The 15,047-nt window shown below is 69.7% G+C and carries 17 protein-coding genes; 5 read left to right on the top strand and 12 right to left on the bottom strand.

Going from position 1 to position 15,047, the window contains the following annotated elements:
* Positions 1 to 13: 13 nt before the first annotated feature.
* The gene (locus G531_RS0108515) at positions 14 to 640 is read right to left on the bottom strand and encodes a class I SAM-dependent methyltransferase (protein ID WP_026926922.1); all 627 of its coding nucleotides are present in this window, start codon (positions 638 to 640) and stop codon (positions 14 to 16) included.
* A gap of 160 nt (positions 641 to 800) precedes the next feature.
* On the opposite strand from G531_RS0108515, the gene G531_RS21445 reads away from it, so the two are divergent.
* Entirely contained in the window at positions 801 to 1,265 is a 465-nt protein-coding gene (locus tag G531_RS21445) for an NUDIX domain-containing protein (protein ID WP_035758378.1), read from the top strand.
* Positions 1,266 to 1,340: 75 nt separating this feature from the next.
* Here G531_RS21445 and G531_RS0108505 read toward each other — a convergent pair whose 3' ends face one another.
* From G531_RS0108505 to cmk, 4 genes are all read right to left on the bottom strand, one after another.
* Positions 1,341 to 1,913: a hypothetical protein gene (locus G531_RS0108505; RefSeq protein WP_026926921.1), complete on the bottom strand. Its 573-nt coding sequence runs from the start codon at positions 1,911 to 1,913 to the stop codon at positions 1,341 to 1,343.
* A 74-nt stretch (positions 1,914 to 1,987) separates the two neighbouring features.
* Positions 1,988 to 3,346, bottom strand: a complete 1,359-nt coding sequence (gene der / locus G531_RS0108500) for a ribosome biogenesis GTPase Der (RefSeq protein ID WP_026926920.1) — start codon at positions 3,344 to 3,346, stop codon at positions 1,988 to 1,990.
* A gap of 33 nt (positions 3,347 to 3,379) precedes the next feature.
* Positions 3,380 to 4,129 (bottom strand): lysophospholipid acyltransferase family protein, encoded by a 750-nt coding sequence (locus G531_RS0108495; protein WP_162143161.1) that lies wholly within the window; start codon positions 4,127 to 4,129, stop codon positions 3,380 to 3,382.
* Positions 4,130 to 4,143: 14 nt separating this feature from the next.
* Positions 4,144 to 4,812, bottom strand: coding sequence for a (d)CMP kinase (gene cmk, locus G531_RS0108490; RefSeq protein WP_026926918.1), 669 nt, complete (start codon positions 4,810 to 4,812; stop codon positions 4,144 to 4,146).
* Between the two features lie 168 nt (positions 4,813 to 4,980).
* On the opposite strand from cmk, the gene G531_RS0108485 reads away from it, so the two are divergent.
* Together G531_RS0108485 and G531_RS0108480 are read left to right on the top strand one after the other, a co-directional pair.
* Positions 4,981 to 5,514, top strand: coding sequence for a PadR family transcriptional regulator (locus tag G531_RS0108485; RefSeq protein WP_035758376.1), 534 nt, complete (start codon positions 4,981 to 4,983; stop codon positions 5,512 to 5,514).
* On the top strand, positions 5,508 to 6,287 hold the full coding sequence (locus tag G531_RS0108480; protein ID WP_026926916.1) for an alpha/beta fold hydrolase: 780 nt from the start codon (positions 5,508 to 5,510) through the stop codon (positions 6,285 to 6,287). The genes G531_RS0108485 and G531_RS0108480 overlap by 7 nt, the downstream gene beginning before the upstream one ends.
* Before the next feature lie 27 nt (positions 6,288 to 6,314).
* Here G531_RS0108480 and G531_RS0108475 read toward each other — a convergent pair whose 3' ends face one another.
* A complete protein-coding gene (locus tag G531_RS0108475; RefSeq protein ID WP_026926915.1) occupies positions 6,315 to 7,367 on the bottom strand; it encodes an alpha/beta fold hydrolase in 1,053 nt (350 codons plus the stop codon).
* Positions 7,368 to 7,507: 140 nt separating this feature from the next.
* Here G531_RS0108475 and G531_RS0108470 point away from each other — a divergent pair, with 140 nt between their 5' ends.
* On the top strand, positions 7,508 to 8,323 hold the full coding sequence (locus G531_RS0108470) for a DODA-type extradiol aromatic ring-opening family dioxygenase (RefSeq protein WP_026926914.1): 816 nt from the start codon (positions 7,508 to 7,510) through the stop codon (positions 8,321 to 8,323).
* Positions 8,324 to 8,381: 58 nt separating this feature from the next.
* Here G531_RS0108470 and G531_RS0108465 read toward each other — a convergent pair whose 3' ends face one another.
* The 5 genes from G531_RS0108465 to dop form a co-directional block, all read right to left on the bottom strand.
* On the bottom strand, positions 8,382 to 9,458 hold the full coding sequence (locus G531_RS0108465) for a prephenate dehydrogenase (RefSeq protein ID WP_026926913.1): 1,077 nt from the start codon (positions 9,456 to 9,458) through the stop codon (positions 8,382 to 8,384).
* Positions 9,451 to 10,287, bottom strand: coding sequence for a proteasome subunit alpha (prcA, locus tag G531_RS0108460; protein ID WP_026926912.1), 837 nt, complete (start codon positions 10,285 to 10,287; stop codon positions 9,451 to 9,453). The genes G531_RS0108465 and prcA overlap by 8 nt, the downstream gene beginning before the upstream one ends.
* A gap of 35 nt (positions 10,288 to 10,322) precedes the next feature.
* Complete coding sequence (prcB, locus tag G531_RS0108455; RefSeq protein WP_026926911.1) at positions 10,323 to 11,147, bottom strand: proteasome subunit beta; 825 nt, start codon at positions 11,145 to 11,147, stop codon at positions 10,323 to 10,325.
* A complete protein-coding gene (locus G531_RS0108450) occupies positions 11,144 to 11,326 on the bottom strand; it encodes a ubiquitin-like protein Pup (protein WP_026926910.1) in 183 nt (60 codons plus the stop codon). Before G531_RS0108450 ends, prcB begins: the two co-directional genes overlap by 4 nt.
* Before the next feature lie 119 nt (positions 11,327 to 11,445).
* Positions 11,446 to 12,948, bottom strand: coding sequence for a depupylase/deamidase Dop (dop, locus tag G531_RS21440; RefSeq protein WP_051215260.1), 1,503 nt, complete (start codon positions 12,946 to 12,948; stop codon positions 11,446 to 11,448).
* 37 nt (positions 12,949 to 12,985) lie between these two features.
* Between dop and G531_RS21435 the strand changes: the two genes are divergently transcribed.
* Entirely contained in the window at positions 12,986 to 13,393 is a 408-nt protein-coding gene (locus tag G531_RS21435; RefSeq protein WP_051215259.1) for a DUF3054 domain-containing protein, read from the top strand.
* Here G531_RS21435 and arc read toward each other — a convergent pair.
* Positions 13,338 to 15,008: a proteasome ATPase gene (arc, locus tag G531_RS21430; RefSeq protein WP_245630479.1), complete on the bottom strand. Its 1,671-nt coding sequence runs from the start codon at positions 15,006 to 15,008 to the stop codon at positions 13,338 to 13,340. The genes G531_RS21435 and arc overlap by 56 nt on opposite strands.
* Positions 15,009 to 15,047: the final 39 nt, after the last annotated feature.

The raw sequence follows: 15,047 nt of genomic DNA, 5'->3' as shown, positions 1-15,047 counted from the left end.
GGAGCCCCGATTATTACCGCTCGGTAGTCGTCTCGCGGCTCAGGATCGCGACCAGGAAATCGGCGTCGGGGGTAAAAGCTCGCAGATCCCAGGTGCTCAGCGTGAGCTCGACGCGCAGGCCCGCGGCGATCGCATCGGCAAAGAATGCGTCGAACGCGTACCCCCGGCCGGCGCCGAACCCGATGATCGCCCGACCGGTGTCGCTGAGATGTCGGGCGAATCCGGCCAGCACCGTACGCCGGGTCGACTCGGCGAGAAAGGTCATCACATTGCCGGCGCACAGGATCGCGTCGAAATCGGCGGCGATCCCCCGGGCGGGCAGATCGAGTTCGGCCAGATCGCCGACCAGGTAGGTCGGTCCGGGATGATCGGCGGCCGCGGCCCGGATCAACTCGGCGTCCCCGTCGACGCCGATCACCACGTGCCCGGCCCGGGCCAGATAGCCGGCGTGTCGCCCCGGTCCGCAGCCGGCGTCCAGGACGCGGGCGCCGCGTGGGAGCATGGCGTCGACCAACCGGGCCTCCCCCAGCAGGTCCAGTCCGGCGGCCGCCATGTCGCGGAATCGTTGGGCGTACGCCGCCGAGTGGCCGGGGTTCGCCGCAACCATGGCGTCCCAGTGGCTGGGGATCCGCTCGCTCATGCGTTCACGCTAGCCGGAATAATCCGTGTTGGGGCAGTGTTCATCTGTACTTGGCATGTCTTCGTCGGTGTCGTTTGATCGCCCGTGTCATGCTGAATTGCAGAAAGATCAACAAAAGATAACGCGGCAGCGTGGCCGCCCGAGACAACTGGGAGGCATTATGCACGACTATTTCGACGAAACGATCACCTGTGCACGTGGCTGCCAGCACTGGGGCGTCCACGGGGCGGCCGGGGTGCTGGTGCACCACGACGGGCAGGTCCTGCTGCAGCAGCGCGGCGCCGGGCACCACACCGGAACCTGGGCGGCGCCCGGCGGTGCCATCGAGCTCGGTGAGACGCCGGAGCAGGCAGCGCTGCGCGAGGCCGGCGAGGAGGTCGCAGGGTTCCCCGAGATCGGCCCGCTGACCCTGGCCCACGTCACCGATCACGGTGGTTGGTCCTACAGCACCTTCCTGGCCGAGGCCAGCGAGCGTACGCCGGTCGCCCCGGCGGACTGGGAGTCCCTCGACATCGCCTGGGTCGACCTCGAGCGGGTTCCGCAGTTGCGGCTGCACCCGGGGTTCGGGAAGTCCTGGTCGCAGTTGGTGGACCAGCTGACCCGCGAACTCTCCCGGGCCGCCTGAGCCCGGGCCTGCTGGTCAGGTCCGGGCCTGCTGGTGAGGTCCGGGCCTGCTGGTGAGGTCCGGACCTGCTGGGGCCTAGGCCTGTTGCGCGTCCCGGGCGGCGGTGGCCAGCCCGGCGCGCAGCAGGTGCGCGGCCAGTACGCGGAAGATCCACCAGTCCTCGCTCAACTGCCGGTGCAGGTGTTCGTCGCCGCCACTGATCCGCAGTTCGGCCGACAGGCAGCTGTGCCCGTCGGTGCCCGGGCGTACCCACAGGGCGACCGCGATCCGCGCCCAGCCGGACGCGGCGAAGCCGGCGAACTCGTCGATCGGCACCTCACGCCATTCGCCGCGATCGGTCCGCCCGATCCCGCCATAGACGATCTCCCGATCTCCGTCGGCCAGGATCTGCCAGCCCGGCGGGGCGGTCTGCGGATCGTTCATCCGGGCGCTGGGCCGCTGGTCGGGCCGCCCGCTCAGCAGATTGCCGATCCCCCGCAGGGTCCAGACCGTGGCCAACAGCGGCGACTGGACCGTCATCAGGTCGAGATTCTTCAGCGCGGCGAAGGCGGCGTCGGCCGGGACCGCGGCGACATAGTGCTGGGTCACGGCGAGATCGAACGTGGGAAGGAACCGATCCAGGAGCCGGTCATCCGATGGTGTGTGCATACGCCCAGTGTTGGCCGCGTTCGCTGTCCAATGAATCGGGGACAACCCCCGCCTTGCCCGGGTACGCCCGCGGGTCAGGCACGCGGGTTGCCCCGCTTCTCCCGGGCCCGGACCTGGACGTGGATCGGCGTACCGGTGAAATCGAACTCTTCGCGCAACCGGCGTTGCACAAAGCGGACGTAGGTGTCGTCGAGCTTGCCGGTGGTGAACAGCACGAACGTGGGCGGGCAGTTCTGCGCCTGGGTCCCGAACAGGATCCGCGGCTGCTTGCCGCTGCGTACCGGGTGCGGATGGGCGGCCACCACCCGGCCCAGGAACGCATTGAGCTGGCCGGTGCTGATCCGGCGTTCCCAGCCGGCCAGCGCCTCATCGATCGCCGCGCGCAACCGGTGCACATTGCGCCCGGTCAGCGCGGAAATGTTCACCCGGGACGCCCAGGCGAAGTGGCCCAGGTCCCGCTCGATCTCGCGCTCGAGGTAGTGCCGACGCTCCTCATCGGTCAGGTCCCACTTGTTGTACGCCAGCACCAGTGCCCGCCCGGATTCCTCGACCCCGGACAGGATGCGCAGATCCTGATCGCTCACCGGTTCGGTGGCATCGATCACCACGACACAGCATTCGGCCCGCTCGATCGCCGACTGGGTCCGCAGCGAGGCGTAGTACTCGTGCCCGGAGGCCTCCTTGACCCGCTTGCGGATCCCGGCGGTGTCGATGAAGCGGTAGACCTCGCCGTCGAGTTCGACCAACTCGTCGACCGGATCGACCGTGGTCCCGGCGACGTTGTCGACCACCGAGCGCTGGCTCCCGACCAGTTTGTTCAACAACGAGGACTTGCCGACATTGGGCTTGCCGACCAGGGCGACCCGACGGGGACCGCCGATCTCGGCCTCGGCCTCGGCCGGCGCCTCGGGCAGGATCGCCAGGATCGCGTCGAGCAGATCGCCGGTGCCGCGCCCGTGCATCGCCGAGACTGCCCACGGCTGGCCCAGGCCGAGATTCCACATACTGGCCGCCTCGGCCTCGGTGCGCTGGTCGTCGACCTTGTTGGCCGCGAGGATCACCGGCTTGCGGGAGCGGCGCAGGACCTGGACCACCGCCTCGTCCTCGTCCAGGGTGCCCACGGTGGCGTCGACGACGAACAGCACGGCGTCGGCGGCCGCGATGGCCAGTTCGGCCTGCTCGGCGATCTGGGCGGCCATCCCGGTGGCGTCGGAGGCCCAGCCGCCGGTGTCGACCAGGATGAACTCCCGGCCGTTCCAGATCGCGTCATAGGAGACCCGGTCCCGGGTCACCCCGGGCACATCCTGCACGACGGCCTCGCGCCGGCCGATGATGCGATTGACCAGGGTGGACTTCCCGACGTTGGGGCGCCCGACCACGGCCAGGACCGGTTTCACGGTCGCGGATTCGGCACTGGTGTCTTCGCTGGTCATCGGTCCTGCTTCGGTCGGGCGGACCGCGACCTGTCAGGGCAGGTCGACCGGTCCGGGGAGGGTGTGTCCGGTGCTGGCTTCGGCGTACGCCAGGTGCGCGGCCAGCCGGACGCGTACCTGTTCGGTGTGCTCGGCGACCGCCGTACGGCGACGCGGCCACAGCACCGGATCGGTGACAATCGGTTCACCGTACACGATATGCAACCGGGCACCCCGGGCGGGCGCCTGGCTCACACTCTGTCCGGGCAGTCGGGTGCCCAGGATCGCCACCGGCACGATGGGCGCCCCGGTCACCATCGCCAGGTACGCCACCCCACCCTGGATCACCGAGAGATCCCCGCGATGCCGCCGGCCCTCGGGGAAGATCGCCAGCGCATGCCCCTCCCGCAGCACCTTGACCGCGCGGCGGATCGCGGTGGTGTCGACGTAGTCGCGGGCGACCGGGATCTGACCCACCGCTTCCAGCGTGGCGCCGACCGCGCCGGAGAACAGTTCCGCCTTGGCCAGGGCGAAGGTCGGCCGCGGTGTCCGGGCGACCAGCAGCGGCCCATCGGCCACGCCGATGTGATTACTGGCCAGGATCACCGGGCCCTGTCCGGGGATGTGTTCGGCGCCCCGGCAGTCGATGTCCCAGTACTGCTCCAGGGCCCAGGCGGCGGGTCCGCGCAGTCGGCTCAGCAGCCCGATGCGCGGGGCGGGCAGGTGATCGGTGCTGGGCAATGCCCCGGGGACCCAGTCGGAGATGTCCGGACTGCTGGCGAAACGAACGTCAAGACTGGTCACCGGGGCTCCTTCGGCTAGTGGACTTCGGCCAGGGCGCAGATCCGACTGATGACCTGCTCCAGGGTCAGCTGGGTGGAATCGATCAGGGTCACCCCGGGGGCGGGCTCCTCGAAGGCGGCCACGGTGGCGTCGTCGCGGTCGCGGCGCAGCACCTGGTCGGTCAGTTCGGCGGAGTTCACCGCGCCGGCCAGATCTGCCCCGCGGCGGGCCAGCCGAGCTGCCGGGTCGGCCTGCAGGAGAACGCGGACCGGGGCGTCGGGGGCGACCACGGTGGTGATGTCGCGGCCCTCCACGACGATCCCCTGGGCGGCCCCGGCGATGATCTCCCGCTGCTGGGCGATCAAAGTTTCGCGGACCGCCGGGACGGTGGAGACGAGGCTGACCTGCTCGGAGATCCGGGGTTCCCGGATGGCCCGGGTCACCTCGGTCCCGTCGACGCTGATCGTGAAGGCGTCGGGGTCGGTGCTCAGGCGGATGTCCGCGCGCCGGACGGCCTCGGCGACGGCGTCCGGATCGGTCAACGCGATGCCCTGCTGCAGGACCGTCCAGGCGGCCGCGCGATACATCGCACCGGTGTCCAGGTAGGCCAGACCGAGCCGTTGGGCAACCCCCTTGGCTGCACTGGACTTGCCCGATCCACTCGGGCCGTCGATCGCAATGATCAACGCAGATCCGGTCTGCATATTCGTCACCCTAACCACCACTTTCGCTCGCGCTGCTGCCCGAACAGGGGGTGCTCGGGACATGTCATCAAGCGTTCAACGTTAGTACGCCCACCGGTGAACAGATGGCCATCCGACAACTTCTCCATATATATGTACAGTCCTATATATGCACTGTAGGATATGGCCATGGAGCTCAAGCACGCGATCCTCGGCCTGCTCTCGGTGCAACAGATGAGTGGGTACGATCTCGGCCGCGCGTTCGCCAATTCAATCACCCACCTGTGGCATGCCGACCAGTCGCAGATCTACCGGACCCTGACCCGGCTCGGCGACACCGGCGCGATCGAGACCACGGTGATCAACCAGGACGGCAAGCCGGACCGGAAGGTGCATGCGCTGACCGAGGTCGGCCGGGCCGAACTGGACGCCTGGCTGCGCAGCCCGCTGGAGCAGGAGCAGAGCAAGGAACCCTTCCTCGCCCGGCTCTTCTTCGCCGCGCCGCTCGGGGTGCCGGCAGTGCTCGACCTGCTGGCCGAACGCGAGGCGCAGGCCCGTGCCCTGCTGGACACGCTGCGGGCCATCGACGCTCCCACCGGGGACCTGGCCGCCACCCTCCGGGCCGCCACGCTGCGCTCCGGGATCGGCCAGGCCGAGGCCGAACTGCGCTGGCTCGAACAGACTCGCCGCACTCTCACCGAAACCGAGGCCCCGCCATGTTGACCAGCTACCCCCAGGAGCACGGCCCGCGCACCGGGGAGACGATCGTCTTCCTGCACGGAGCGAACATGGGCGGGTGGACCTGGCTGCCCCAGATCGAGTTGCTGTCCGAGCGCCACCTGCTCACCCCGGACCTGCCCGGGTACGCCTCCCGCGCGGGTGAGCGCTGGCCCGGGCTCGCCGGAGCGGCCGACGACATCGCCGACCGGATCCGCCGGGACGCCGTGGCCGGCCGGGCCCATGTGGTCGGGCTGTCGCTGGGCGGCTTCGTGGCGGTCCACCTGCTGCACCGACACCCGGAACTGGTCCGCAGTGCCACGGTCACCGGAGTGGCGCTGGCCGGGTATTCCCGGGCCGAACGAGTGCTGATCCGCCCCCAGGTACCGCTGTGGCAGCGACGCTGGTACTGGTGGCTGCAGGCACTCCCCTTCGGCATCCCGCCGGACTCCCGCGAGGTGTTCGTGGACTCGGCGACCGCGGCTTCGGCGCAGACGAACCGGGCGATGTTCGCGGAAGTGGCCGCCTCCGGGATGCCCGTCGGGCCCTTCGCGTACGCCGGTCCGGTGCTGGCGGTCAGTGGACAGCGGGAGAGCGCCTCGATCCGGCGTGGCTTCGAACCGCTGCAGGAACGGCTGCCGCAACTGCAGACCTGGATGGCGCCGGGGATGCACCATCCCTGGAGCGCGGAGGATCCGGCCCTGTTCAGTGCAATGGTGGTCAGCATGGCCGACACCGGCTGCTGGCCCGACGCGGACGCCCGGGGGCGTACGGTCTGAACCGCGGTCCCCGCCGGTCGACCGCTCCTACTGGTCGTGCTCGCCGATGTGTCCGAGCAGGGCCGTGCGGAACTCCTCGGGAGCTTCCAGGTGGGCCGAGTGGCCCACCCCGGGCAGGGCGAGTTCGGTCGCGCTGCCGCCGTTGGCCCGGTAGGCGTCCAGCACCGCGCGGGTCTGACTCACCATCGGTTGCGCCGGCGCGACCTCCTCACCGGGCCAGCCGGGGACCACCCCGAGCTTGCCGAGCTGATTCAGATCGAACATGGTCGCGTCCCCGACGATCGCGTCGTCCTCCCCGTGCACCCACAAGATGGCGGGCTTGGCGGCGATGTCCACGATGCCGGCGGTGTTGAACCAGCGCGGGGCCATCGTGTTCAGCACGCCCCGCTCGCCGGCGCCGAAGCCGGGCCAGGTGGGGCTCTCGGTCTTGGTGCCGGGGTAGTTGTCATCCCCGAGCTTGGTGGACAGCATCGACTCCACCCACAGATCCTCCAGCTCGCTGTCGTACCCGGGCGCGACATAGGTGGTCCGGAACACCGAGCGGGCGGTCACCGGTGAATCGGCGGTAGTGTCCCCGGCGGCCAGGGCGGCGACGAAGCCGGGATTGGCCGCACCGCCCCCGGTCCCGGCGGAGTCCTCGGTCAGCGGCGTACCGTCCGCGGCGGAGCCGCCGAACCCGTACGGCGACACCGGCGAGATCAGGGTCAGGGTGGCGACCAGGTCGGGGCGATCCAGCAACAGCTGCATCACCACTCCCCCGCCCATCGACCAGCCGACCAGATGGGCCCGGGGCACGGCGAGGGTGTCGAGCACCGCGGCGACGTCGTCGGAATAGTCGCGGACGCCGCGGGTCGCGTCCACCGGGAGGGTCTCGGAATCCCCGAAGCCGCGCAGGTCGACGGCGTAGGTGTGGCGCGGCAGCGCCTGCATCGTGGGCTGGAAGAACAGCGAGCTGGACACATTGCCGTGGATCAGCACGACCGGGATGCCCGCCGCCTCGGCGTGCGCCTCGATCACCTGGAACTGGCCACGCTCGGTGCGGATCTGGTGACTGGTAATGCCCTCGAGCAGGGTGCTCACAACTGGCTCCGTTTCAGCGGCGTCGATGGGGAGTTCGGGGGTGTGCCGCACAGCGTACGCGGGGACTGCCCCGGGGAATATGGCGGGGTGGGCGGTCGTTGTGGCACAATAGTTGAATCATCAAGTGAAACGAGTGCGTCATGAGCGAGCAGTCCCTGCGGATGCCGACCTACTTCATCTCTCACGGTGGCGGGCCCTGGCCGTGGATCAAGGACATGCTGCCGATGGACATGTCGATCCTGGAGCGTTCGCTGCAGGCGATGCCTGCCGAGATCGGGGTCGCCCCGCGGGCGGTGCTGATGGTCTCCGGGCACTGGGAGACCGGCCGGTTCACCGTCCAGACCAACCCGAATCCGCCGATGGTCTATGACTACGGTGGCTTCCCCGAGTTCACCTATCACATCCAGTACCCGGCGCCGGGTGCCCCCGACGTCGCCGCCCGGGTCACCGAGCTGCTCACCGGAGCCGGGATCCGCGTCGACCAGGACGCCGAGCGGGGCTACGACCATGGGGTGTTCGCCCCGGCGTACGCGATCTGGCCGAAGGCCGATGTGCCGATCCTGCAGTTGTCGATCAAGCACGACTTCGATCCGGCGGCCCACCTGGCCGCGGGCCGGGCGCTGGCGCCGCTGCGGGACGAGGGCGTGGTGATCATCGGCAGCGGCCTGTCATATCACAACCTGCGGGCCTTCGGTCCGGGGGCGGCGCGGCCGTCGGCGGAGTTCGACGCGTGGCTGTCGGACGCCCTGCTGGCCCATCAGGGGGCGGAGCGCTCGGCCCTGCTGGAGCGCTGGGCCGCGGCCCCGAGTGCCCGGATCGCCCATCCCACCGAGGATCATTTGATCCCGCTGATGGTGGCGGTGGGTGCCGCCGAGGGCGACCCGGCACATCGGACCTACCACGAGACGATGATGGCCGGCGGAATCACCGCCTCCAGCTTCCGGTTCGGTCGCTGATCCCGCGTCGGTACGCCCCGACCCGGTCGGGGCGTACCCCGGCCGGCGGCACTCCGGCTCAATCCGGTGGCTGGATCTCCCAGCCCGCCTCGGTCATGGTCTTCTCCAGCCGCTCGGCGCCCTCGGGAACCACCGCCAGCGACAACCAACCGACCTGCTTGACCGGGTCGTGCTCGATCGAGATGTCCTCGATGCTCACCCCGGCGCGATCGGCGTCCACGAACAACCGGGCCAACGCGCCCTGTTCGTCGGGGATCTGCACGATGAACCGCGCGTACTCCTCGTGCCGTCCGCCGTGCTTGCCCGGGATCGCCAGGGTTCCGGCCACCCCGGCGGCCAATTGCGGCTCGACATAGCCGGCCTCCAGGCCTTCGAGCATGTCGTCCAGCCGGGCGCGGAAGCGGCGTACCTCCTGGGCGACCTCTTCCCGGTTGCCGAGCAGAATCTGTTGCCACAGGCCGGGGTCGCTGCCGGCGATCCGGGTGGTGTCGCGCAGGCCCTGCCCGGCGATCGCCAGGTGTGCGGGCGCCACGCCGGTGAGTCCGGAGGCCAGCACCGAGGACACCACCTGGGGCAGGTGGGAGACCTCGGCGACCGCCCGATCATGGTCGGCGGTGCCCATCCGGACCACCCGGGCCCGGCAGGTCCGCGCCAGGGCGGTGACCGTGTCGACCGCGCCGGGCGTCGACCCCTCATGGGGTGCCACGATCCAGGTCCGGTCGGCGAACAGGTCCTCGTTGGCGGAGATCGGGCCACTCAGATGGGACCCGGCCATCGGGTGCGAGCCGACATAGCGCGACAGGTCGGCGCCTTGTTCGCGCAAACGGATCAGGATGCGGTGTTTCACGGACCCGACATCGGTGACGTACGCATTCGGGTACTGGGCCAGGGCGGCCATGATCACCCCGACCAGGGCGGCCGGCGGGACGGCGGCAACGACCACCGCGACCTCGTCCGGATCGACCGGGTCGACACTTCCGGCGCCGCGGCCGGCCGCGACCTGGGCATGCGCCGGATTGCGGTCGCTGAGCCGGACGTCGATTCCCGCGGCGGTCAGGGCACACCCCACCGAGGCTCCGATCAGGCCCGCCCCGATGATCACGACCGGGCCCTGGAGCTCCGTTGTTTCACTCACCGGCGGGTTCATCTCCGTTCGACGCGGTGTCCGCACCCGGGGTGGGCTCCGGCTCTGCCGCCGGCTCGGCAGCGGTTCCCTGCTGCTCGGCCGGCTCGCCGGTCCCGGGCTCGGCCGCTGTCGTGGTCCCGGCGGTCGGCAGGTCCAGCAGGGTGTGCAGCGCGGCCGCCGACAGCCGGCGGAACTTGCGCGGCTGATGCCGGGTCCGGTCCAGGAGTGCGACCTCGAGCGCCTCCACCCCCAATTCGGTGCTCGGATTCACCGCGGCGAGGGCTTCGACGGCAACCTTGAGCACCTCGGCCAGGGACAGGTCGTCGCGATGGTGGGCCCGGATGGATTCGGCGATCTGATCGGCCTGACCGCCCATCACCGCGAAGTGCGGCTCATCGCCGACCGATCCGTCGTAGGTGAGGCGATAGATCTGGTCGTGCTCGGCGGTCTCCCCCAGTTCGGCGACGATCAGTTCCACCTCGTAGGGCTTCTCCGCCCCGGAGGAGAAGATCGTGCCGAGCAGTTGGGCGTACGCATTGGCCAGCCCCCGCCCGGTCACATCGACCCGGTCGTAGGAGTAGCCGCGCATGTCGGCGTGCCGGATGCCGACGATCCGCAGATTCTCGAACTCGTTGTACCGACCGACCGCGGCGAACCCGATCCGGTCGTAGATCTCGGAGACCTTGTGCAGGGCCTGGGAGCGGTTCTCGGCCACGAAGCAGATGCCGTCGGCATAGCGCAGCACCGCCACCGACCGGCCGCGCGCGATCCCCTTGCGGGCGAAATCGGCGCGATCCTTCATCTGTTGCTCGGGGGCAACATAGATGGGCATGCTCATGAGCTGCTCCTGTGTTCAGGCGGTGCGGTGGGTGGTCAGTTGAGCGGGGCCTGCGGCCCATCGGGGCGGGTACGCCGCGCGGCGACGATACGATCCACGATCTCGGCGGTCTCGACCTCGTCATAGCGGTGGTTGCCCTCGGCGGTCACCGCGACCACGATCGGGAAGATCCGGCGGGCCAGATCGGGGCTCCCGGTGGCCGAGTCGTCGTCGGCGGCGTCGTACAGCGCCTGCACCAGGACCGTCGCGCAGCCGGCGGCGTCCAGATCATGGCGATACAGCTTCTTCAGCGCGCCGCGGGCGAACACCGAGCCGGAGCCGACCGAATGGAACGCGGTCTCCTCGTAGCGTCCGCCGGTGGCGTCGTAGGAGAAGATCCGGCCCTGGTCGCGCCCGGCATCCCAGCCGGCGAACAACGGAATCACCGTCAGGCCCTGCATCGCCATCGGCAGGTTGCCGCGGATCATCCCGGCCAGCCGATTGGCCTTGCCGTCCAGCGACAGCGGGGCGCCCTCGATCTTCTCGTAGTGCTCCAGCTCCACCCGGAACAGGCGCACCATCTCCACCGCGAGCCCGGCCGCGCCGGCGATCCCGACCACGGAGTACTCATCGGCCGGGTAGACCTTCTGGATGTCGCGCTGGGCGATCACATTGCCCATGGTCGCGCGCCGATCGCCGGCCATCATCACTCCGCCGGGGTAGGTCGCGGCCACGATCGTGGTCCCGTGCGGGGTCAACTCCGCCGCCGACCCGGTCAGCCCGAGCCGGCCGGGCAGCAGTTCGGGCGCGGCCTTGCCGAGAAACTCGGTGAATGAGGAGGTCGCGATCTCCCGGAACGCCGGATTGAGAAACTCGGTCACTGGCCACCCTTCTGGACGAAGGAACGCACGAACTGTTCGGCATTCACTTCGAGCACATCGTCGATCTCATCGAGCAGATCATCCAGGTCCTCGTCACCGGCGGCGGGACGGGTCTGGTCGATCACCTGCTCGGCGTCCTCCTCCGAGCGGTGCGGGAGCTGTTGTGCGGACTCACTCATCGACGCTCCTGACATCACCGGGCCAGCGGACGGGCCCTGTACCGACTATAGATCGACCCGGCGATCGACCGACTCGACTACAGACCCAGTCGACTATAGACCCTGCGCCGGACACTCGGTCACAGCCCCAGCCGGGTGACCAGATCGCCCACGTCGGCGGCCTGATCCACCACATCGCCGACCAGTGCCCGGGTGCCCCGCAGCGGATCCAGGGTGGGAATGCGCAGCCAGTTGCGCCGACCGGGCACCTGCAGCACCACCGAATCCCAGGACGCCGCGCGGACCTGGTCGCCGAACCGGTCGACGACCCGGCCGCGGAAGTACGCCCGGGTGTCGTCCGGCGGTTGGGTCCGGGCCCGGGCGACCTCGGCGTCGGTGACCAGCCGGAGCAGCCGGCCCTTGCGGCGCAGCGCGTGGTAGAGGCTGCGATCGGGATCGACATCGGCGTACTGCAGGTCGACCAGGGCCAGCTTGGCCGCCGACCAGTCGAGCCCGTCGCGGCGGCGGTAGGACTCCAACAGCTGCAGTTTGGTCACCCAGTCCAGCCGATCGGCCAGCTGCATCGGGTCCTGCCGCAGTTGCGCGATCGTGGCCCGCCAGGCCGTCAGCAGGTCCCGGGCCTCCTCGGGGTGCGCCAGTTCCGGGTCCCGGGCCAGCCAGGCGGCGACGGCGTCGGCGTACTGCTCCTGCAGGTCCAGGGCGGTCAACTGACGCCCCTCGAGGGTCTTCAGCAGCACGGTGAAGTCCAGGTCGTGGGAGACCGCGTGCATCGCCGGGACGGGGCGGAACAGCTGCACCGAGTCCCCCACCACGTCGTCGGCGATCGCCCGCAGGGTCAGCGCCGCGGTGCCCACCTTGAGCCAGGTGGCGAACTCCGACTGGTTCGCGTCGCCGGTGATCACGTGCAGGCGTCGGTGCCGCAGCGCATCGGCGTGCGGCTCGTCGCGGGTGTTGATGATCGGCCGGTTGACGGTGGTCTCCAGCCCGACCTCGGCGGCGAAGAAGTCGGCCCGCTGACTCAGTTGGAAGCCCGGGGTGCGCGAGTCGGTCCCGATCCCGACCCGGCCGGCGCCGACCAGCGGGGTCCGGGTGACCAGAAACCCGGTGAACTGCCGGACCACTCGATGGAAATGGGTCTGTCGCGCCATCAGGTAGTTCTCGTGGGTCCCGTACGCCGCACCCTTGCCGTCGGTGTTGTTCTTGTAGATCCGCATGGTGCGCCCCAGCCGGCTGCCGGCCGCGCGCGCGGCCAGCGCCAGGACCTGGTCCCCGGCCCGGTCCCACAGCACCGCATCGGCGGCGGAGGTGACCTCCGGCCCGGAGTACTCCGGGTGGGCGTGATCGACGTAGAACCGGGCCCCGTTGCTGAGCACCGTGTTCGCCATCGTGGCATCCGGCTCGTCGGTCAACTGGTCGGCGCGGGCCTCGTAGCGCTCCAGTTCGAAGCCCCGGGCATCGGTCAGCGGCCGCTCCCCGGAGAAGTCCCAGTGCGGGCCCTCGGAGCTGCTGATCAGCGCCTGGTACGCCCGGACAGCGTGATTGGACAGGACCATCGGGTGGGTTTCCTGGGCGTCGCCCTCCAACGAAATCCCGTACTCGGTCTCGATCCCGCACACAGTCATGGCGCCGAGCCTAGCGGGCACCGCGTACGCTGGGGCGGTGCGTACGCTGCTGGCCCTCGGGCTCGACCTGGTGATGGTGACCGCGTACGCCCTGGCGTTCTCCCGCAGCCGGGCCGAGGAGATGACCCCGGCGTCGCTGTGGACGAACGCCTGGCCGTTCCTGGTCGGGCTGGCGGTCGGCTGGCTGGTGCTGCGGCAGTGGCGCAACGTGTTCTCCGCCTATCGCAGCGTCGGGGTCTGGCTGCTGACCTGCGTGGTGGGCCTGCTGCTGCGCTACCTGCTCACCGACGCGACCGTCCCCTGGGCGCTGGTGGTCTCCACCACCGCCGTGCTCGGCTATCTGCTGCTGGGCTGGCGGCTGATCGTGTTCCTGTTCGGCACCCTGCGGGTCACAGGTACTGACCGGTGGAGCCTTCGTCGATCCCCTCGGGGCGCTTCGAGGTGACCAGGGTGCGGATGTGTACGATCCGCTGCCCCTTGCGCCCGGAGATCCGGGCCCAGTCGTCCGGGTTGGAGGTGTTCGGCAGGTCCTCGTTCTCCAGGAATTCCTGGCGGCACCCCTCGATCAACTGATCCACCCGGATTCCGCGTTCCCCGCCGGCCAACTGGGCCTTGATCGCTGCCTTCTTCGCCCGGGCCACGATCGAGGAGATCATCGCCCCGGAAGTGAAGTCCTTGAAGTAGAGAATCTCGGTGTCCCCGTCGGCGTAGGTCACCTCGAGGTAGCGGTTGTGCGGGGAGACCGCGTACATCTCGGTCACCACCGCGTCGATCATCGCGGCTCGGGCCTGGCTGTGGTCCCCACCGAAGCGGGCCACCTCCTCGGGGTGCAGCGGCACCTTCTCGCTCAGGTAGCGGTCGAAGATGTCGCGGGCGGCCTGGGCATCGGGACGTTCGATCTTGATCTTCACATCGAGGCGGCCCGGCCGCAGGATGGCCGGATCGATCAGGTCCTCCCGGTTCGAGGCGCCGATCACGATCACGTTGTCCACCCCCTCCACGCCGTCGATCTCGCTGAGCAGCTGCGGCACGATCGTGGATTCCATGTCGGAGGAGACCCCGGTCCCGCGGGTGCGGAACATCGCCTCCATCTCGTCGAAGAAGACCACCACCGGCATCCCCTCCGAGGCCATCGTGCGGGCCCGCTCGAAGACCAGGCGCAGGTGCCGCTCGGTCTCCCCGACGTACTTGTTCAGCAGTTCGGGGCCCTTGATGTTGAAGAAATAGCTGCGCGCCTGCTTGGGGTCCAGCCCCTCGTCGCGGGCGATCTGCTGGGCCAGCGAGTTCGCCACCGCCTTCGCGATCATCGTCTTGCCGACCCCGGGGGGCCCGTACAGCAGCACCCCGCGCGGGGCCCGCAGCTGGTAGTCGGCGTACAGGTCGCGGTGCAGGAACGGGAGTTCGATCGCGTCGGTGATCTGCTCGATCTGGGCGTCCAGGCCGCCGATATCGGCCCAGGTCACATCGGGGATCTCGGCCAGGACGAGTTCTTCGACGTCGACCTTGGGGACCTTCGCGTACGCCAGCCCGAGCTTCAGGTCGACGGTCAGCAGATCCCCGGCCTCGACGGTCTCGGGATCGAGCTCGCCGGCCAGCCGGACGGCGGTTTCCATGTCGCTGCGCCCCACCATGATCGCGCGCCCGTCGGGCAGCACGTGCTTGACCGACTGGACCTCGCCGGTGTCGGTCGGGTCGAGGACCTCCAGCAGCACCATCGACTCGTTCAGCAGCACCTCACTGCCGCGGCGCAGCTGGGACAGGTCCACCTCGGCGGCGACCTTGGTGCGCAACTTGCGACCGTTCACCCAGACATCGGCCAGTTGGGCGCTGCCGTCGCTGGGGGCCGGCAGCATCGCGTGCAGCACCCCGAAGGACACCGGCGGCGCACCCAACGCGTCCAGCCGTGCCTTCATCGAGACCAGTTTGTCCCGGGCCTCGCGCAGCGAGGCGGCCAGCCGGTCATTGCGCGCGGCCAGTTCTCGGGCATCGGCTCGGGCCTGGTCCAGCCGCCTGCTGAGAATGTCGGCCTGGCCGGGAACACTGGGGTCGGGCTGAGTCACCGCGACCACCTCCGTTCGGTGGGATTCCTTCGAGACTAG

Source organism: Granulicoccus phenolivorans DSM 17626 = NBRC 107789 = JCM 15570 (assembly GCF_000423085.1).
Taxonomy (GTDB): Bacteria; Actinomycetota; Actinomycetes; order Propionibacteriales; family Propionibacteriaceae; genus Granulicoccus; species Granulicoccus phenolivorans.
Note: the sequence above shows the minus strand (reverse complement) of the source record. Positions and strands in the feature narration are given on the sequence as shown.